This is a genomic window from Catellatospora aurea, assembly GCF_042663325.1.
GTDB lineage: Bacteria > Actinomycetota > Actinomycetes > Mycobacteriales > Micromonosporaceae > Catellatospora > Catellatospora aurea.
Window position 1 is genome coordinate 65,832 of the sequence record NZ_JBHTAC010000023.1, and the last position, 15,789, is coordinate 81,620.

The following is a 15,789-nucleotide window of genomic DNA, read 5'->3' on the forward strand; positions in this document are numbered from 1 at the left end:
GCGCGTCCGCCGCGGCACCGGTCCGGCCGATCGCCGAGCGTCCGCGCACGTGCCGGAGGTGGACATGGACGCGCAGGGCCCGCCGACGCGGCGCAGCCGGCACTGGTTCGGGGCCGAGGGGCGGTCCGGCATGGTCTACCGGTCGTGGATGCGCAACCAGGGCCACGGACCCGAGGTCTTCGACGGCCGGCCCGTGATCGGCATCGCCTCCACCTGGTCGGAGCTGGCGCCGTGCAACGCCCACCTGGACCGGGTGGCCGAGTCGGTCAAGCGCGGCGTCTGGCAGGCCGGCGGGTTCCCGCTGGTGTTCCCGGTGATGGCGACCGGCGAGACGCTGATGCGCCCCACCGCGATGCTGTACCGCAACCTGGTCGCGATGGTCGGCGAGGAGCTGATCCGGGCCAACCCGCTCGACGGGGTGGTGCTGCTGTCCGGCTGCGACAAGACCACCCCGGGCCTGCTGATGGCCGCGGCCAGCGTGGACCTGCCTGCCGTCATGGTCACCGGCGGCCCGATGCTGAACGGCAAGTACCAGGGCGGCGACGTCGGGTCGGGCACGCACGTCTGGAAGTTCGAGGCGGAGGTCAAGGCGGGCCGGATGACGGTCGACGAGTGCCACGTCGCCGAGGGCTGCATGGCCCGCTCCAACGGCCACTGCATGACGATGGGCACCGCCTCGACGATGGCCTGCCTGGCCGAGGCCCTCGGTATGCAGTTGCCCGGCTCGGCGAGCTGGCCTGCGGTCGACTCCCGCCGGTACGAGACGGCCCAGGCCGCCGGGCGGCGCATCGTCGCGATGGTCGAGGAGGACCTGCGGCCCAGCGCCGTGCTGACCCGGGCCGCCTTCGAGAACGCGATCCGGGCGAACGCGGCGATCGGCGGCTCCACCAACGCGGTGCTGCACCTGCTCGCGCTCGCCGGGCGGGTCGGGGTCGAGCTGGGCCTCGACGACTTCGACGCGTTGATCCGGCAGGTGCCGACCCTGGTCGACCTGATGCCGTCGGGGCGCTTCCTGATGGAGGACTTCTGCTACGCGGGCGGCCTGCCGGTGGTGCTGCGGCGGCTGGCCGAGGCCGGGCTGCTGCACGGCGACGCGGTCACCGTCACCGGCCGCGGGATCGGCACGGAGGTCGCCGACGCGGCTTGCTGGAACGACGAGGTGATCCGGCCCTGGGACTCCCCGCTGCAGGCGGCGGGCAGCGGCACGGCCGTGCTGGCCGGCAACCTGTGCCCGCGCGGCGCGGTGCTGAAGCAGTCGGCGGCCTCGCCGCACCTGCTGGTGCACGAGGGCCGGGCCGTGGTGTTCGACTCCCCCGAGGACTACCACGCCGTCTGTGACGACGAGGACTTCGACGTGGCGGCCGACGACGTGATCGTGGTCCGGGGCGCGGGGCCGAAGGGATACCCGGGGATGCCCGAGGTGGCCAACGTGCCGATCCCGACCCGGCTGCTGCGCCAGGGCGTGACCGACATGGTGCGGATCAGCGACGGCCGGATGAGCGGCACCGGCTTCGGCACCGTGGTCCTGCACGTTTCCCCGGAGGCGGCCGTCGGCGGCCCGCTCGCCCTGGTCCGCACCGGTGACCGGATCCGCCTTGACGTGCCCGCCCGCACCCTGGACCTGCTCGTGTCCGAAAACGAGCTGGCGGAGCGCGCCGCGGACTGGACCGAGCCGGCGCGCTCGGCCGCCGACCGGTCCGGCTACCGCTGGCTCTACCGCGCCCACGTCCAGCAGGCCGACCTGGGTGCCGACTTCGACTTCCTCACCGGGTCCCGCGGCTCCGAAGTGCCTCGCGACTCCCACTGACCCGCCGGGCAGGCCTGCAGTTTCGGGGAAACTGCACCCATCGCACGGCGTGAACCTGTACTTTCCCCGAAACTGCAGGCGAACGCCCTGCCCGACACGACACGGGCGTGAAGAAGGGCACCTTCTACATCGCGGAGCGATGTGAAGGTGCCCTTCCTTTCTCCTAGCGGAGGGGGAGGCGGTGGATGCCGCCGCGGAGGGTGCCGGCGAACAGCCAGTGGCCGTCGGGGCTCACCGCGAGGGTCGTGACGTCCAGGTTCTGCAGGCCGGACGAGATGTTGTGCCAGGTGCGGCCGCCGTCGACGCTGCGGAGCACACCCCGGCCGCCCTTGGCCAGGCCGTACGCGGACCACGTGGTGGTGGCCGCGTAGAGGGTGTCGCCCTTGGCGGCGAAGTCGGACACCATCAGGTCCAGGGAGCCGGTGTCGGCGGTGCGGAAGGTCCGTCCGCCGTCGGTGCTGGTCCGGATGGCCGGGCCGCCGACGACGAGTCGCTTGCCGTCCACCCGCAGCGCCGTGACCTGGCCGTCGGCGACCTTGGTCAGGGTGGTGCCGCCGTCGTCGGAGCGGTAGAGGCCGCTGTTCATGCCCAGCCACAGCCGCTTCGCGTTCACCGGGTCGCCGGCCAGCGCGTTGACCCGCTCGTCCAGGTACAGGTTCTTCCAGGTGCGGCCACCGTCGAGGGTGACGGTGAGGCCCTGGCCGGACAGCCGCTCGAAACCGGCGTACACCCGGTTCGGGTCGGCGGGGTGGATCAGCAGCGAGGTCGGCTTCTCGGTGCCGGTGTGCACCTCGGACCAGGTGCGGCCGCCGTCGTCGCTGCGGCCGAACATGAACTGGTCGCCCCAGGCGGCCCGGCGGATCTTCCAGACCGTGTTCGCGTCGGCCGGGGACACGGCGACGAACTCCGCGCCCGCGCCGATCCAGCCTTCACCCTCGGCCGCGCCCCAGTCCGGGCCCGCCGCGGGCGAGGCCGTGCGGTACAGGCCGTTCTCGGTGCCGGCGAGCAGGTCGCCGCCGACCACCGCGAGGTCGTACACGGTGGTGCCCTGCACGCCGAGCCGGCGGTAGCCGTCCTGCCCGGTCGCGTAGAGGCCGGCCGAGGTGGCCGTGGTGGCCGTGCCGTCGGCCCAGCGGTCGTAGTCGGTGACGAGTGCGTCGTGCGCCGGCAGCGCGACCGTGTCCCAGGTGCGGCCGTGGTCGCGGCCGACCAGGCCCTCGCCGGACAGGGTGGCGACGTACAGGTCGCCGCCCGAGGCGCGCATCGTGTGCAGGCCGAACTCGCGGCGCAACAGCGTGGACCAGTTCTTGCCGCCGTCGTGCGAGCCGACCACGCCCTCGCTCCACACCACCGCGGCGACCACGCCGTCGTCGGCGGTCAGCGAGGCGACGAACTTCGAGGCGCTGTCGTACACCTGCACGGCCGCGGCGGGTGTGCCGGAGACGACGCCGGACAGCTTCCACACGCCGTCGAAGTCGGCGAGGTAGAGGTCGTCGCCGCCGATCGCCGCGTGCTGGATCTCGCCGGGCAGCCCGGACTGCTGTGCCGTCCAGGTGTCGCCGCCGTCCACGCTGGTCCACAGCGCGCCGGAGATGACCGCCGCAAGTACGCGGGTCTGCGCGTCGGCGACCAGCTCGTCGACCCAGCCCGCCGGGGTGGGCAGCGTCTGCCAGGTGCGGCCCTTGTCGGTGGTGCGCAGGATCTTCCCGCCGGTCTGCGGGTCGTTGACCGCATACCACCAGCGCGCGGCGTTCTTCGCGTCGAGCACGGCCGTGCCGACGCCCGCGTTCCCGGCGACCGGAAGCCGGTTGAGCTGGCTCCAGCTCGTGCCGTGGTCGGTGGTGAGCCAGGGGCCCGCCTTGTAGTCGGTGCTCATGACGCCGACCGAGCCGTCGGCCGGGGTGAGGGCGAGCTGCCCGCCGGTGCCGTACGGCCCGACCGGCGCCCACTTGTTGCGCCGCACGTCCTCGGGCAGCACCTCGAAGCCGCTCGACCCGACCAGGCGCTGCCCGGAGGCGGCGGTGGCGCGCACGCTCACCCGGTACGCGCCCGCCTGCTCACCGGTGAGGTCGGCGGTGTAGACGTTGTCGTACCGGTGCGTCGCGGTCACGGTGAACGACCCGCCGCGCGGCCGGTCGACGGTGACGACGGGCGCGGCGGCCAGCCCGGTCGGCGAGCCGATCCACACCGTGCTGTGGCCGTCGCTCGGGTCGGGCGTCGCGGCGACGATCAGCGGCCGCACCACCAGCAGGTACGGCACCTGGGCGACCCGGCCCGCGCCGCCGTCGGCGGTGATCACGCCGGACAGCTCGGTGTCCCCGGCGGGCCGCTTGGCGCGCAGCGTGACGGTGACCTTCGCGGTCCGTCCGGCCGGGACGGTCACCCGGTCCGGCTTGACGGTGACCGTCTTGCTGTCGGCGCGCAGGCGCACGGTCATCGCGCGGCTGCCGGAGTTGCGCAGGGTTACGGTCTTGCTGCCGCCCACGGTCGAGCCGCCCAGGTCGGCGAGTCCGAACGAGACGGACGACGGGTCGGCGGTGAGCGTGGCGCGCGCGGCCGCGGCCACGTCGAGCCGGCCCGCGCCGTACGCGGTCGGCGGGCCGCCCACCGGCTTGGCCGTACCGGTCAGCGCGGCCAGCACCTGCGCGGGCTCCTGGCCCGGGTGGAGCTGGCGCAGCAGTGCCGCTGCGCCCGCGACGTGCGGGGCGGCCATCGAGGTGCCGGACATCAGGTACTGCCCCGGCCCGAACAGCGCGGTCGGCACCGTCGAGCGGATGCCGACGCCCGGCGCGACCAGGTCGGGCTTGAGGCCGAAGCGCAGCGACGGGCCGCGCGAGGAGAACGCGGCGATCCGGTCGGTGACGTCCTCGCCCTTCAGCGTGACGTCGACCGGCCCGGCGGCGAGCCGCGCGGTCAGCTCCGCGTGCTGGGTGCCGTCCATGCCGAGCACGACCAGGCGGTCCATCCGGTACAGGTCGCCGGAGGCCTGAATACCCGGCAGGTTCTTGGGCAGGCCCTTGACCGACGTGGACGGCGCGACCGGCACGGAGCCGTCGGCGGCGGCCACCACCGGGCCGGAGTCGTCCTGGCCCGAGATCACCGCGAGCGCCCCGCGGCGCTCCAGTTCCTTGGCCAGGTCGAGCTCCCACTGGGTCAGGTAGTCGAGCACGGGCGCGGCGAACCCCGTGATCCGCACGATCTTGCCGCGCAGGTCGCCGGCCGCGGCCAGCTCCTCGGGGCTGCCGTAGCCTGCGTCGACCAGCCGGCCGGTGACCGGCTTGGCGGCCGGGTTCGCCGACAGGACCCCGCGGTACGTCTGCAGCCGCGCCCCGCCGACGTACGCGGTGGGCAGCACCATGTTGCTGGTGGACGCGCCCACGGCGATGACGCCGTCGGCGACAGCCGGGGTGCCGACCGTGTCCCGGCCCGGCCCGCTGTTGCCCGCCGCGGCCACCACCACGACACCGGCCCGGGTGGCCGCGGTCGCGGCCAGGCCGAGCGGGTCGAGTCCGTCGCCGTAGCCGCCGAGGCTCATGTTGATGACGTCGGCACGGTGCGGGTTCGCCGGGTCGGCGGCCGCCTCGATGCTCGCGACGATGTCGGAGGTGTAACCCTCGCCCCACTCGTTCATCGCCTTGTACGCCAGCAGGTTCGCCTCCGGCGCGACGCCGGTGATGCCGCCCGGCGTGGCCGCCTTGCCCGCGATGATGCCCGCGACGTGGGTGCCGTGGCCGTTGTCGTCCATCGGGTCGGCGTCGCCGTTGACGAAGTCGTACCCGCCGACGACCTTGAAGCCCTCGCCGAGTCCGCCGCCGAGGTCGGGGTGGCTGTAGTCGACGCCGCTGTCGATGACGGCGACGGTCACGCCCTTGCCCTTGGCGGGGGTGCCGGTGGCGTCCTGGCGCTGCCAGACCTCGGTCGCGCCGATCAGCGGCACGCTCACGTCGGTGTACGCGCGCACCGGCTGGTCCGGCACGACCGCGAGCACGCCGGGCAGCGCGGACAGCCGCGCCACCTCGTCCGCCGGGACGGTCGCGGCGACCGCGTTGACCAGCAGGCCCAGCGGACGTTCGCGGGTCAGCCGCAGGCCCTTGCCGCGTGCGCCGTCGAGGAAGGCGCGCTGGCGGTCCTGCACCGCCTTGCGCGCGCCGGTGACCTGCGCCGCGCCCGCGGCGTCACGCAGCGAACCGGCCGGGGCGGACGCCACCGCCGCGTCCCCGGCCAGCAGCACGATGACGCGCCGCTGCGGTGCTGGGGTGGCCGCGTCGGCCGGGGACCATGCCGAGAGCGTCCCGGCTACGACCACGGCCGACAGCCCGGCCGCTAGGAAACGAGGGGGGAGTTTCATAGCTAAGCGGTCTACTGGCCTTCGGTCGATCGGCGCAATGATCTCCGCTGGCCCGTTGCTGCCGGTGGCACGTTTGGGCCAAGATCTGGGCCATGCCCTCCGACCTCACCCCCGCCGGCGTCGACCCCTTCGACGAGGCCGTATACCGCGCCATCCTCGTCCGCAGAACCGCCGCCCCGGCCGAACTCGCCGAGGAACTCGGCTGCTCGGTCGACCGGGCGGCCCGCGCCCTGGACCGGCTGCGCGAGCACGGTCTCGTCGGGCGGCTGGCCGGCGCCCGCCGCCGGTATGCCGCGATCGAGCCGCAGGCCGGGGTGTCCGCGCTGGTCCGGGCTCGCTCCGCGGAACTGGACCAGGTGCAGGCCGCCGCCGCGCAGCTGTCGTTGCTGTTCGCCGCGGCGCACACGGGCACCGGCGAGGAGATCGAGATCGTGACCGGCAGCGAGGCGCTGGGCCGGTGGTTCGTGCAGATCCAGCAGGAGGCCCGCGCGGAGGTCATCACCCTGGACCGGCCGCCGTACGCGCTGACCACGTCGAACCCGATCGAGCAGACCGGCATCGCGCGGGGCGTGACGTACCGGGCCGTGTACGCGCCCGAGGCTCTGGAGTGGCCCGGCGTCTTCGACGACATCCGCGAACTGATCAGCCACGGCGAGCAGGCCCGGGTGCTGCCCGGACTGCGCATCAAGCTGGCCATCGCGGACCGGCGCATCGCGCTGATGCCGCTGTCGCTGGACCTGTCCGACGTGCGGGCCGCCGTGATCAGGCCGTCGACGCTGCTGGACGGGCTGATCGACTACTGGGAGCTGTGCTGGCGGGCCGCCGTGCCGCTGCTCGCCCCCGTCGACGACCCGGTGTCCGAGGAGGACCGGGCGCTACTGAACCTGCTGGTCAGCGGCTTGAAGGACGAGGCGGTCGCCCGCCAGCTGGACTGGTCGGTGCGCACCATGCGCCGCCGCATGAGCCGCCTCTACGAACTCCTCGGCGCGGCGAACCGCTTCCAGGCGGGCGCCATTGCGGCCCGCCGCGGCTGGATCTGACCCGCCTCGCCGTTCGGCAGAGGCCGCTGTGCGGTTTCGGGGAAACTGGCCCTTCCGGGGGCCGGAAGACTGCGGTTTCCCCGAAACCGCGGTCAGGTCACGGGCGCGGGTTGTTCCGCACGAACTCGGCGACGTACGCGTCCAGCGCCACCTTCGGCTCCCAGCCCAGGTCGCGGACCTTCGAATTGTCGGCGCGGCCGTGGGTGCGCTCGCCGCGCTTGGCCGGGATCATCACGTGCTCGGTGCCGAACATCTTCGCGACCTCGGTCAGCTCCCACTCCCGGCCGTTGCCGAGCAGGTAGCCGTCGCCCTTGCCGCCCTCGGCGGAGACCAGGATGCCGGAGATGATGTCCGAGATGTGGGTGAAGTCGCGGGTCTGGGTGCCCGGGGACACCACGGTCAGCGGCTCGCCGGCCAGGTACTGCCGCTCGAAGATGCCGATCACGGTCGCGTAGGTGCCCGCGCTGATCTGGCCCGGCCCGTAGGCGTTGTAGAAGTACGTGATCACGTAGTCGAGGCCGTACCACTCGCCGTAGTTCTTGATCAGCTCGACGTTCTTCGCCTTGGTCCAGGCGTACGGGTTGAGGTGCTCGTCCTTGCCCTCGTTGCCGAACTTCGAGCTGGACGCCGAGTAGACCAGGCGCGCGCCGTGCTGTGCGGCGAAGCGGATGACCTCCTTGGTGCCGTGGGTGTTGTACTCCCAGGTGCGGTCGAACTCGTCGAACGACTGCACGATCCGGGCGTACTCCCCCAGGTGGAAGACCATCTTCGGGGACTCGAAACCGTGCTCGGCCCAGATCTTGAAGATGTCCACCGTCGAGCCGTCGAGGTACGTCACCCGCTCGTCGACGATCTCGTTGTCGTGCCGACCGGTGAAGTAGTTGTCGACGGACACGATCCGCGCGGTCGGACGGGTGTCCAGCAGCGCCCGGATGAGGTGTGTCCCCACGAAGCCGGCACCACCGGTGACCAGCAGCGTCTCGTTCGACATGATTCTCGGCTCCCGCAGTTCTCGACCGGCACTAGTCAGCTCCCGGCCGGCCACGAGCGTGCCCGCCGCTCGAACCCAGGGCCTGGCCAGGGCACTGCGCAGCATACAGGCTCGGACGCGGGCACGACCGGGCTGCGGGCGGCGCGGAAGGCGCATACATTCATGATGTTCGCGCCCGCCCCCTCGGAGACGGACCCCATGACCTCGTCACCGCTCGACCGTGTCCCGCTGCGCCGGGCACGGGTCGCCGTCTGCCTGCTCTTCGGACTCTACGGCGTGATCCTCGGCACCTGGACCGCCCGCATCCCGGCGATCAAGCAGGGCCTGCGGCTGACCGACGGCGCGCTCAGCCTGGGCCTGCTGGCCTTCGCCGCGGGAGCGATCATCGGCATGCAGGCGGCGGGCCGGCTGGTCGACCGGTACGGCACCGGCCGGCTGCTGCTGCCCGTCGTGCTCGCCGACGGCGTGCTGCTGGTGTCCCCCGCGTTCGCGCCTGACCTGGCGGTCCTGGCGGGCTGCCTGCTCGCCTTCGGCACCGCGCACGGACTGCTCAACATCACCATGAACACGGCCGCCGTCGAGGTGCAGCGGGCCTGGCAGGCCCCGATCATGTCCTCGTTCCACGCCGTGTACAGCGTCGGCGGCTTCCTCGGGGCGGCGGTGGGCGGGCTGTGCGCGTACGCGGGGCTGGCGGCCACGACCACGTTCCTGCTCGTCGCCGCCGTGGTCGCGGGCACCGGCCTGGTGGCCGCCCGCCGGCGGCTCGCCCCGCAGGCCGTCCCGGCGGCGGAGTCCGGGCCGGGAGCGGGTGGGCTGCCGGGCGTGACGTTCCTCGGGGTGCTGGTGTTCTGCTGCCTGGTCGGCGAGGGCGCGGCGGCCGACTGGAGCAGCGTCTACCTGCGCGACAGCCTGGGCAGCACGGCGGGCTTCGCCGCGGCCGCGTACGCCGCGTTCTCGATCATGATGATGGCCGGCCGCCTCGTCGGCGACCGCCTCACCGCCCGGCTGGGCGCGGTACGCCTGGTCCGCTACAGCGGCCTGCTCGCCGCGGCAGGCCTCGGCACCGCCCTGCTGATCGGCCACCCGCTTGCCGGGGTCGCCGGCTTCGGCCTGCTCGGCGCGGGCCTGGCCTGCATCGCGCCGCAGGTCTTCTCCGCCGCCGGCAGTCAGGACCCGGCGCGGGCCGGACAGGCCATCGCCCGCGTCGCGAGCCTCGGCTTCCTCGGCTTCGTCGTCGGCCCCCTGGTGATCGGCGCGCTGGCGGAGCTGGTGGGCCTGCCCGCGGCGCTGGCCGTGCCGGCCGTGCTGGCGCTGTTCGTCGCGGCGGCGGCACCGGCGCTACGTCTCCGCGCGGCGGCCCCGATCGCGCCCCGGTCCGCGACCACCTGACCCGCTCCCGCAGACCCCGCGCCAGTCGTCCGCACCCGCCGCTCACTCCCCCGCGCCGCTCCGCCGCAGGTCGCGGGACCGGACCGTTAACAAGGTGCCCCTCCACTACGCATACCGATGGGAAGGTGCCCTTCCTTATCGGCGGAGGGTGGAGGACTTGACGGTGGGGTTGCGGGCGCCGAGGAAGAAGATACCGAGGAAGCCCTGGGTCTCGAAGCCGTCGCTGGGGTTGCGCTGGAGGGTGGACGACTCGATGGTCATCGTGCCGGTGCGGTCGTTGCTGACGAAGAAGACCGCGCCGCCGCCCTCCTCGGCATGGTTGTCGGTGACGATCGAGCCGGCGATGCGCACCGTGAACAGGTTGCCGTCGGTGTAGATCGCCCCGCCGCTGCCGCCGCCGGGTTTGCCGGCGCGGGCCGGGTTCGCGCCGCTGCCGATCGCGCTGTTGTGGGTGAGCACGCTGTTGAGCACCACCCAGGAGACGCCGATGCTGCTCAGCGCGCCGCCATTGGAGCAGCGGCCGCCCAGGCCCTTGCCGCCGCCGAAGGTGCTGTTGACGATGTACACCGGCAGGCCCTTGGACTGGCTCAGCACTCGGATCGCCGCCCCGCCCAGGTCCGGCCCGGTGCTGTCGCAGCGGTTGCGGATGAAGCGCGAGTTGACCACCTTGAGCCGTCCGCCGCGGACGAATATCGCGCCGCCGCCCCCGCCCTCCGTCGTCTCGCCGGTCGAGTTGCCGTCGGCGAAGGTCAGGTTCTGCACCGTGAGCTGGGGGTGGTCCTGGTCCTGGCAGTGCGAGGTGGTCCAGCCCTGGGCCTTGTCACAGGTGTTCATGTAGAGGATGCGCCGCTTGCCGCCGCCGCTGAGGGTGATCTTCCCGCCGCCGTCGAGCACGATCTTCGGGCCGTTCGCGTTCCTGACCTTGGCGGTGGCCGCCATGGTGATGGTCAGCGGGTCCGGCCCGCAGTCGAAGGTGATGACGCCGCCCGCCGCGACCGCCGCGACGACCGCCTTCGAGGTGCAGCTCGCCGGGGTGCCGTCACCGATCACCCGGGTCGGCCGCGAGGTGTCCACGGCCTTCGCCTCGGCCGGCACGGACGCCCGGCCCTTGGGGTTGCCCACCACCACCGCGGCAGGCGCTGGCGACGAGGGCGCGGCGCTCGGAGCCGCCGACGACGGCGCGGCACTGGCCCCCGCCGCCACCCACTCGCCCCGCGGCTGCTCCGGAGCAGCCTCCGAACCGCACCCCGCCGGCAGCAGCGCGATCAACGCACCGGCAACGACCGCAACACTGGAACGCCAACGCACCGCAGGAGCCTAAGCCCTCACCCCGCATCCGGCACGCCGTGCCGACCGGCCCCGGCGACGCACTAAATGACAAAAAGCCCCATATCGTACGCAATAACGGCCGTCCGGTTGTCTTGTTCGCGGAGTTCGCCCAGGTATGTGGGGAGCGGGCGGACAATGGTCATCTTGGGTCGGCTCTCCCAGCCGGGCCCGCGGCCCCGATTGGAGGACGTCATGCGACGCCTCTCACGTGCAGCCTGCATCCTCTCCACCACGATCCTCGCCGCGCTCGGATTCAGCGCCGTGCCGGCCGCGGCGGAACCCACGCCGCAGGTCTGCACCAAGACCGCCAAGACCGTCGAGGACGGCCTCAGCCAGTTCGCGCGGGAGCTGACCAAGGTCACGCAGGCCGCCGACTCCGGCAACATGGCCGCCGCCGACCAGTCCGTCAAGGCCGCCGGCAGCGAGCTGGTCGACCTCGCCGCCAACCTGCGCACCGACGCGTCCACGGCGGACGCCGCCGACGTCAAGAGCACGCTGGGCCAGCTCGCCGACGAGTTCGAAGCCCAGGGCAAGAGCCTCACCGACATGAACTCGCTGCAGAAGCTCGACGTCACCCGCATCGACGCCCTGTCCGACCAGATGATCGCCATCTGCGGCGCCGCCTCCGGCACCCCGGCCACGCCTCGCTGACCAGCACCGGATCGAGAAGAGTTGTGGTCGCTCCAGCGACCACAACTCTTCTAGGTCTGCCCGGGCTGTGAGTCGCGCGGGAACTGTTCGGCCAGGCCTTCGGGGGTGACCAGGGGTGTGGTGAGCAGGTGGCGGATCGTACGGTCGCGGCGGGCGAGCGCGTCGCGCTGGGCGGCGGTGAGCGGGACCCACGGCGGTGGCGGGACGGGCAGGCTCGGCGGGAGCAGCCGCCCGGCCACGTACGTCGCCTCGTTGCGCAGCCGCATCGGCGCACTCCGGAGCTGGCCGTGCACGTCGGCGAGCGGGAAGCCGCCCTGCTCCACGGCGAATACGGCCAGGTCGGCGGGCGCGCCGACGGCGAGCGTGCCGGTCCCCGCGGGCAGCCCCAGCGCACGGGCCAACGCACCCGTCGCCGCCGCGACGACCTGTGCGAGCGGCAGGCCCACCGCGAGCAGCTTGGCCATCGTGGTCGGCAGGTCGAAGGCCGGGCCGTGCAGCGAGCGCGCATGCAGGTCGGTGGAGACGACGTGCGGCGGCATGCCCGCGGCGAGCTGGGCTTCCAGCACGTCGTACGCGAAGCCGCCCGAGCCGTGTCCGATGTCGAACAGCACGCCCGCGTCGTACGCGCGGCGCAGCGCCGGGTCCAGGCCGCCCCGGCCCAGGGCGATGCCACTGGCGCAGTGGGTGACGATGTCGCCCGCACCGAGCAGCGGCAGCAGTTCGGCGACGGTGGGCGGCGCGACTCCTACGTGCACCATGACGGGCAGTTCACAGGCCCGGGCGACGGTGATCGCCCGGCGCAGCGGCTCCAGCCCGTTCGCCCCGACGGTGTTGGCGTCGATGCGGGCCTTGACGCCGTACACCAGGTCGCGGTTGGCCGTGATGGTGGTGACCGCGAGGTCGGTGTCGCAGGCGGTGAGGTCGCGGGATTCGCCGGTGAGCCCGGTCAGGCCGACCGCGGAGATGTTGAGCAGCACGGGGACCCGCACCCGGTAGCCACGGATCGCGGCGCGCAGCGCTTCGAGCCCGTACGCCCCGGCGGAGCCCGCGTCGACCCAGGTGGTGACACCGGAGCACCAGGCAGCCGGGCCGGGGTCGATGCCCCAGTAGGTCGCGCCGGGGAAAACGTGCGTGTGCAGGTCGACCAGGCCCGGCGTGACCAGGCGTCCGGCCACGTCGACGACCTCGCGGGCCGCCGCGCGGGGCAGGTCCGCGCCGACCGCGGCGATCCGCCCGGCGGCCACCGCCACGTCGGCCGCGCCGTCGCGGCCGCCGTCCGGATCGATCACCCGGCCACCCACCAGTAGCAGGTCGTAGGCCATGCCAGCGCTCCTCCGGTTGGGAAGGGCACCTTCTACACGCGGAGCGTTAAGAAGGTGCCCTTCCTTGCTCTGTCGGTGCTGGTGGGTGAGTTTAGTGCGGGTCAGAGTGGGAAGACGGTCGACCAGTCATCGCGCATGGACACCACCGTCCAGCCCAGACGGTGGGCCGTGGCGGTGATCGGTTCGGTGTCGGCGAAGGTCACCGCGGCCGAGGCGTACGCGTACTCACGCTCGGCGTCGTCGTGGTCGATGAGCACGGCCAGGCTGGGCATGCCGGCGGCGCGGGCGTACTCCAGCATCTCCTTGTCGCCCGCACTGTTGCCGGCCGCGAAGATCGGACGGCGGCCCAGCTGGGTCTGGATGTGCTCGACCTTCGCCCAGCCCTCGTTGACCTCGCCCTGCGCCTGCGCGGTGCGCACCAGCGCGGGCCCGTCGCCGTGTTGCTCGTGGTGGTACTCGACCAGCGTGCCGACGACGTCGTCGGGGCGCACGCCGTAGAGCTCCCGGCTGATCGCGCGCACGAACTCGGTGCCGCCGCCGGTGACGATGAAGACGTCGAAGCCGTGCTGGCGCAGCACGTCCAGCAGCTCCAGCATCGGCTGGTAGACCAGCTTCGGGTAGGGCACGCCCCGGTCCGGGTGCTTCTCGGCCGCCATGAAGTCGCGCACCCGGGCGGCGAACTCGTCCGGCGTCCAGCCCGCGCACAGCTCCAGCAGCGCCATGGCGATGCGCTGCAGGCCCAGCTCGCCGAGCGCCGCGTGGTCGCTGTCGAGCAGCGCCCGGTACTCGGCGCGCTCGCCGAGGCCGGGGTCGTGCTCGACGGCGTCGTGCAGGGTGCGCACGAGGAAGCTGTACTGGATGTAGTCCGGCTTCTCGCACCACAGCGTGCCGTCGTTGTCGAGCACGGCCACCCGCTGCTCCGCGGGCAGCGCCAGCGACTCGTCCAGGAACGACGTGATCGCGTCGCGGGCGGGGCCCGGCCGCCAGGAGGGCAGGAACGCCATCAGTGACTCCCGATCCCTTCCAGCATCTTCTTCACCACCTGGTCGATGGTGAAACTCGCCGCCTCCTGCCGTGGAGGGAACTCCCGGAACGTGGCCAGGAAGTCGCCGGCCAGCTTCTGCGCGGCGAGCACCAGGTACGCCCGGTCGAGCAGCCAGTCGTAGTAGCTGTTGGAGGTGACGTCGGCGCGCTCGAACGGGTCGGTGCGCAGGTTGTAGATCTTCGGCACCCGCAGCACCGTGAAGGGCTCGGCCCAGACCCGCAGCGTGCCAGGGGCCCGCTGCTCCATGAAGACCAGCTTCCAGTTGTCGAAGCGGACCGCGGTCAGGTCGCCGTCGTCGGAGAAGTAGAAGAACCCCTCGCGCGGGCTGTGCGGCTCGTCGCCGGTGAGGAACGGCAGCAGGTTGAAGCCGTCCAGGTGCACCTTGAACGTCTTGCCCGCGGCCTCGTGCCCGGCCTTGAGCTCCTCGACGATGTCGGGATCACCCGCGGCGGCCAGCAGCGTCGGCAGCAGGTCCAGGTGGCTGACGATCTCGTTGGACACCCAGCCTGCCGGGATGCGGCCGGGCCAGCGCAGCAGCGCCGGCACCCGGTAGGCGCCCTCCCAGTTGGAGTTCTTCTCGTTGCGGAACGGCGTCATGCCGGCGTCGGGCCAGGTGTTCATGTGCGGGCCGTTGTCCGTGCTGTACATGACGATGGTGTCGTCGGCGATGCCGAGCTGGTCGAGCAGGTTGAGCAGCTCGCCGACGATCCGGTCGTGGTCGACCATCACGTCGTGGTAGTCGGACTGCCACGGCCCGGCCCACCCCTTGATCTCCGAGCGCGGGTGCGTCTTGAAGTGCATGTGCGTGGTGTTGAACCAGACGAAGAAGGGCGTGTCCGTGTCGGCCTGTCGCTGGATGAAGTCGGAGGCGTGCTCGAACACCTCGTCGTCGATGAGCTCCATGCGTTTGCGGGTCAGCGGGCCGGTGTCCTCGATCTTCTGGCCGCCGCCGGGCAGCGCCCAGCTGTGCAGCACCCCGCGCGGGCCGAAGTTCTTGCGGAAATCGGGGAAGCGCCGCGGGTCCGGGTAGTCCTCGTGCTCCGGTTCCTCCTCGGCGTTGAGGTGGTAGAGGTTGCCGAAGAACTCGTCGAAGCCGTGCGCCGTCGGCAGGAACTCGTCCCGGTCGCCCAGGTGGTTCTTGCCGAAGTGGCCGGTGGCGTACCCGTGCGGTTTGAGCAGCTCGGCGATGGTCGGATCGGCTGCCTGCAGGCCCAGGTCCGCGCCGGGCATGCCGACTTTCGACAAACCGGTGCGGAACACCGCCTGGCCGGTCAGGAACGCGGCTCGCCCCGCGGTGCAGCTCTGCTCGCCGTAGTAGTCGGTGAAGCGCACGCCCTCGTCGGCGATCCGGTCGATGTTGGGGGTCCGGTAGCCCATGAGCCCGTCGCTGTAGCAGCTCAGGTTGGTGATGCCGATGTCGTCGCCCCAGATGACCAGGATGTTGGGCTTGCGGCCCGCGCCCGCGCCGGCCGCCGCGGACCGTGGCGCGGACTTGCGCGCCGGGCCGCGGTCTGCCGCCGTGCGGGTGGTCGCGCGTGAGGGCGGCGCCTTCTTGGCGGGTACGGGCGCCGCGGCCTTCTTACCCGGCCCCGCCTTGCGAGCGGGCTGGCCGCCGGACGACGGGCCGGCGACCGCGGTCGTCCCGCGCGCCCGTTTCGCCGGTGCGGCCTTCGCCGTCGGCGCCGCCTTCGCCGTGGTGGCGGACTTGCGTGCGGGCGCCTTCGTGGCGGCCTTCTGCACCGGGGTGGCCCGCTTCGCCGTCGTCGTCTTCGCGGTCGCCCGCTTCGCCGCGGCCTTCTTCGCGGGGACCTTCTTCGCCGTCGGCTGCGTACGCGGCATGTCGCCTCCCAGAGACACGGATACCGCC

The 15,789-nt window shown here is 72.7% G+C and carries 10 protein-coding genes; 4 read left to right on the plus strand and 6 right to left on the minus strand.

Annotation, left to right across the window (positions count from 1 at the left end):
* The first annotated feature begins 64 nt into the window (after positions 1-64).
* A complete protein-coding gene (locus ACFQO7_RS22140; RefSeq protein ID WP_376808136.1) occupies positions 65-1,807 on the plus strand; it encodes an IlvD/Edd family dehydratase in 1,743 nt (580 codons plus the stop codon).
* A 163-nt stretch (positions 1,808-1,970) separates the two neighbouring features.
* Here ACFQO7_RS22140 and ACFQO7_RS22145 read toward each other — a convergent pair whose 3' ends face one another.
* Positions 1,971-6,155, minus strand: a complete 4,185-nt coding sequence (locus tag ACFQO7_RS22145) for a S8 family serine peptidase (protein ID WP_376808137.1) — start codon at positions 6,153-6,155, stop codon at positions 1,971-1,973.
* A gap of 92 nt (positions 6,156-6,247) precedes the next feature.
* Here ACFQO7_RS22145 and ACFQO7_RS22150 point away from each other — a divergent pair, with 92 nt between their 5' ends.
* Positions 6,248-7,195: a helix-turn-helix domain-containing protein gene (locus ACFQO7_RS22150; protein WP_376808138.1), complete on the plus strand. Its 948-nt coding sequence runs from the start codon at positions 6,248-6,250 to the stop codon at positions 7,193-7,195.
* Between the two features lie 97 nt (positions 7,196-7,292).
* Here the strand turns inward: ACFQO7_RS22150 and ACFQO7_RS22155 are convergent, their stop codons facing one another.
* Positions 7,293-8,186: an NAD-dependent epimerase/dehydratase family protein gene (locus ACFQO7_RS22155; protein ID WP_376808139.1), complete on the minus strand. Its 894-nt coding sequence runs from the start codon at positions 8,184-8,186 to the stop codon at positions 7,293-7,295.
* A 198-nt stretch (positions 8,187-8,384) separates the two neighbouring features.
* Between ACFQO7_RS22155 and ACFQO7_RS22160 the strand changes: the two genes are divergently transcribed.
* Positions 8,385-9,575 (plus strand): MFS transporter, encoded by a 1,191-nt coding sequence (locus ACFQO7_RS22160; RefSeq protein ID WP_376808140.1) that lies wholly within the window; start codon positions 8,385-8,387, stop codon positions 9,573-9,575.
* 135 nt (positions 9,576-9,710) lie between these two features.
* On the opposite strand, the gene ACFQO7_RS22165 is transcribed toward ACFQO7_RS22160, so the two are convergent.
* Positions 9,711-10,883 carry a hypothetical protein gene (locus ACFQO7_RS22165; protein ID WP_376808141.1) on the minus strand — a complete coding sequence of 391 codons (1,173 nt, stop codon included), beginning with the start codon at positions 10,881-10,883 and terminating at the stop codon, positions 9,711-9,713.
* A 213-nt stretch (positions 10,884-11,096) separates the two neighbouring features.
* Between ACFQO7_RS22165 and ACFQO7_RS22170 the strand changes: the two genes are divergently transcribed.
* The gene (locus ACFQO7_RS22170) at positions 11,097-11,555 is read left to right on the plus strand and encodes a hypothetical protein (RefSeq protein ID WP_376808142.1); all 459 of its coding nucleotides are present in this window, start codon (positions 11,097-11,099) and stop codon (positions 11,553-11,555) included.
* Between the two features lie 50 nt (positions 11,556-11,605).
* Here ACFQO7_RS22170 and ACFQO7_RS22175 read toward each other — a convergent pair whose 3' ends face one another.
* The 3 genes from ACFQO7_RS22175 to ACFQO7_RS22185 all read right to left on the minus strand — a co-directional run bounded on the left by ACFQO7_RS22175 (position 11,606) and on the right by ACFQO7_RS22185 (position 15,761).
* Positions 11,606-12,877, minus strand: coding sequence for an amidohydrolase/deacetylase family metallohydrolase (locus ACFQO7_RS22175; protein ID WP_376808143.1), 1,272 nt, complete (start codon positions 12,875-12,877; stop codon positions 11,606-11,608).
* A 101-nt stretch (positions 12,878-12,978) separates the two neighbouring features.
* Positions 12,979-13,881 carry an HAD family hydrolase gene (locus ACFQO7_RS22180; protein ID WP_376808144.1) on the minus strand — a complete coding sequence of 301 codons (903 nt, stop codon included), beginning with the start codon at positions 13,879-13,881 and terminating at the stop codon, positions 12,979-12,981.
* Positions 13,881-15,761 (minus strand): arylsulfatase, encoded by a 1,881-nt coding sequence (locus ACFQO7_RS22185; protein WP_376808145.1) that lies wholly within the window; start codon positions 15,759-15,761, stop codon positions 13,881-13,883. The genes ACFQO7_RS22180 and ACFQO7_RS22185 overlap by 1 nt, the downstream gene beginning before the upstream one ends.
* Positions 15,762-15,789 lie beyond the last annotated feature (28 nt).

Bases quoted from the DNA above. Each gene is read 5' to 3' on its own strand.
- ACFQO7_RS22140 (WP_376808136.1), top strand. From the start codon at position 65: ATGGACGCGCAGGGCCCGCCGACGCGGCGCAGCCGGCACTGGTTCGGG.
- ACFQO7_RS22145 (WP_376808137.1), bottom strand. From the start codon at position 6,155: ATGAAACTCCCCCCTCGTTTCCTAGCGGCCGGGCTGTCGGCCGTGGTC.
- ACFQO7_RS22150 (WP_376808138.1), top strand. From the start codon at position 6,248: ATGCCCTCCGACCTCACCCCCGCCGGCGTCGACCCCTTCGACGAGGCC.
- ACFQO7_RS22155 (WP_376808139.1), bottom strand. From the start codon at position 8,186: ATGTCGAACGAGACGCTGCTGGTCACCGGTGGTGCCGGCTTCGTGGGG.
- ACFQO7_RS22160 (WP_376808140.1), top strand. From the start codon at position 8,385: ATGACCTCGTCACCGCTCGACCGTGTCCCGCTGCGCCGGGCACGGGTC.
- ACFQO7_RS22170 (WP_376808142.1), top strand. From the start codon at position 11,097: ATGCGACGCCTCTCACGTGCAGCCTGCATCCTCTCCACCACGATCCTC.
- ACFQO7_RS22175 (WP_376808143.1), bottom strand. From the start codon at position 12,877: ATGGCCTACGACCTGCTACTGGTGGGTGGCCGGGTGATCGATCCGGAC.
- ACFQO7_RS22180 (WP_376808144.1), bottom strand. From the start codon at position 13,881: ATGGCGTTCCTGCCCTCCTGGCGGCCGGGCCCCGCCCGCGACGCGATC.
- ACFQO7_RS22185 (WP_376808145.1), bottom strand. From the start codon at position 15,761: ATGCCGCGTACGCAGCCGACGGCGAAGAAGGTCCCCGCGAAGAAGGCC.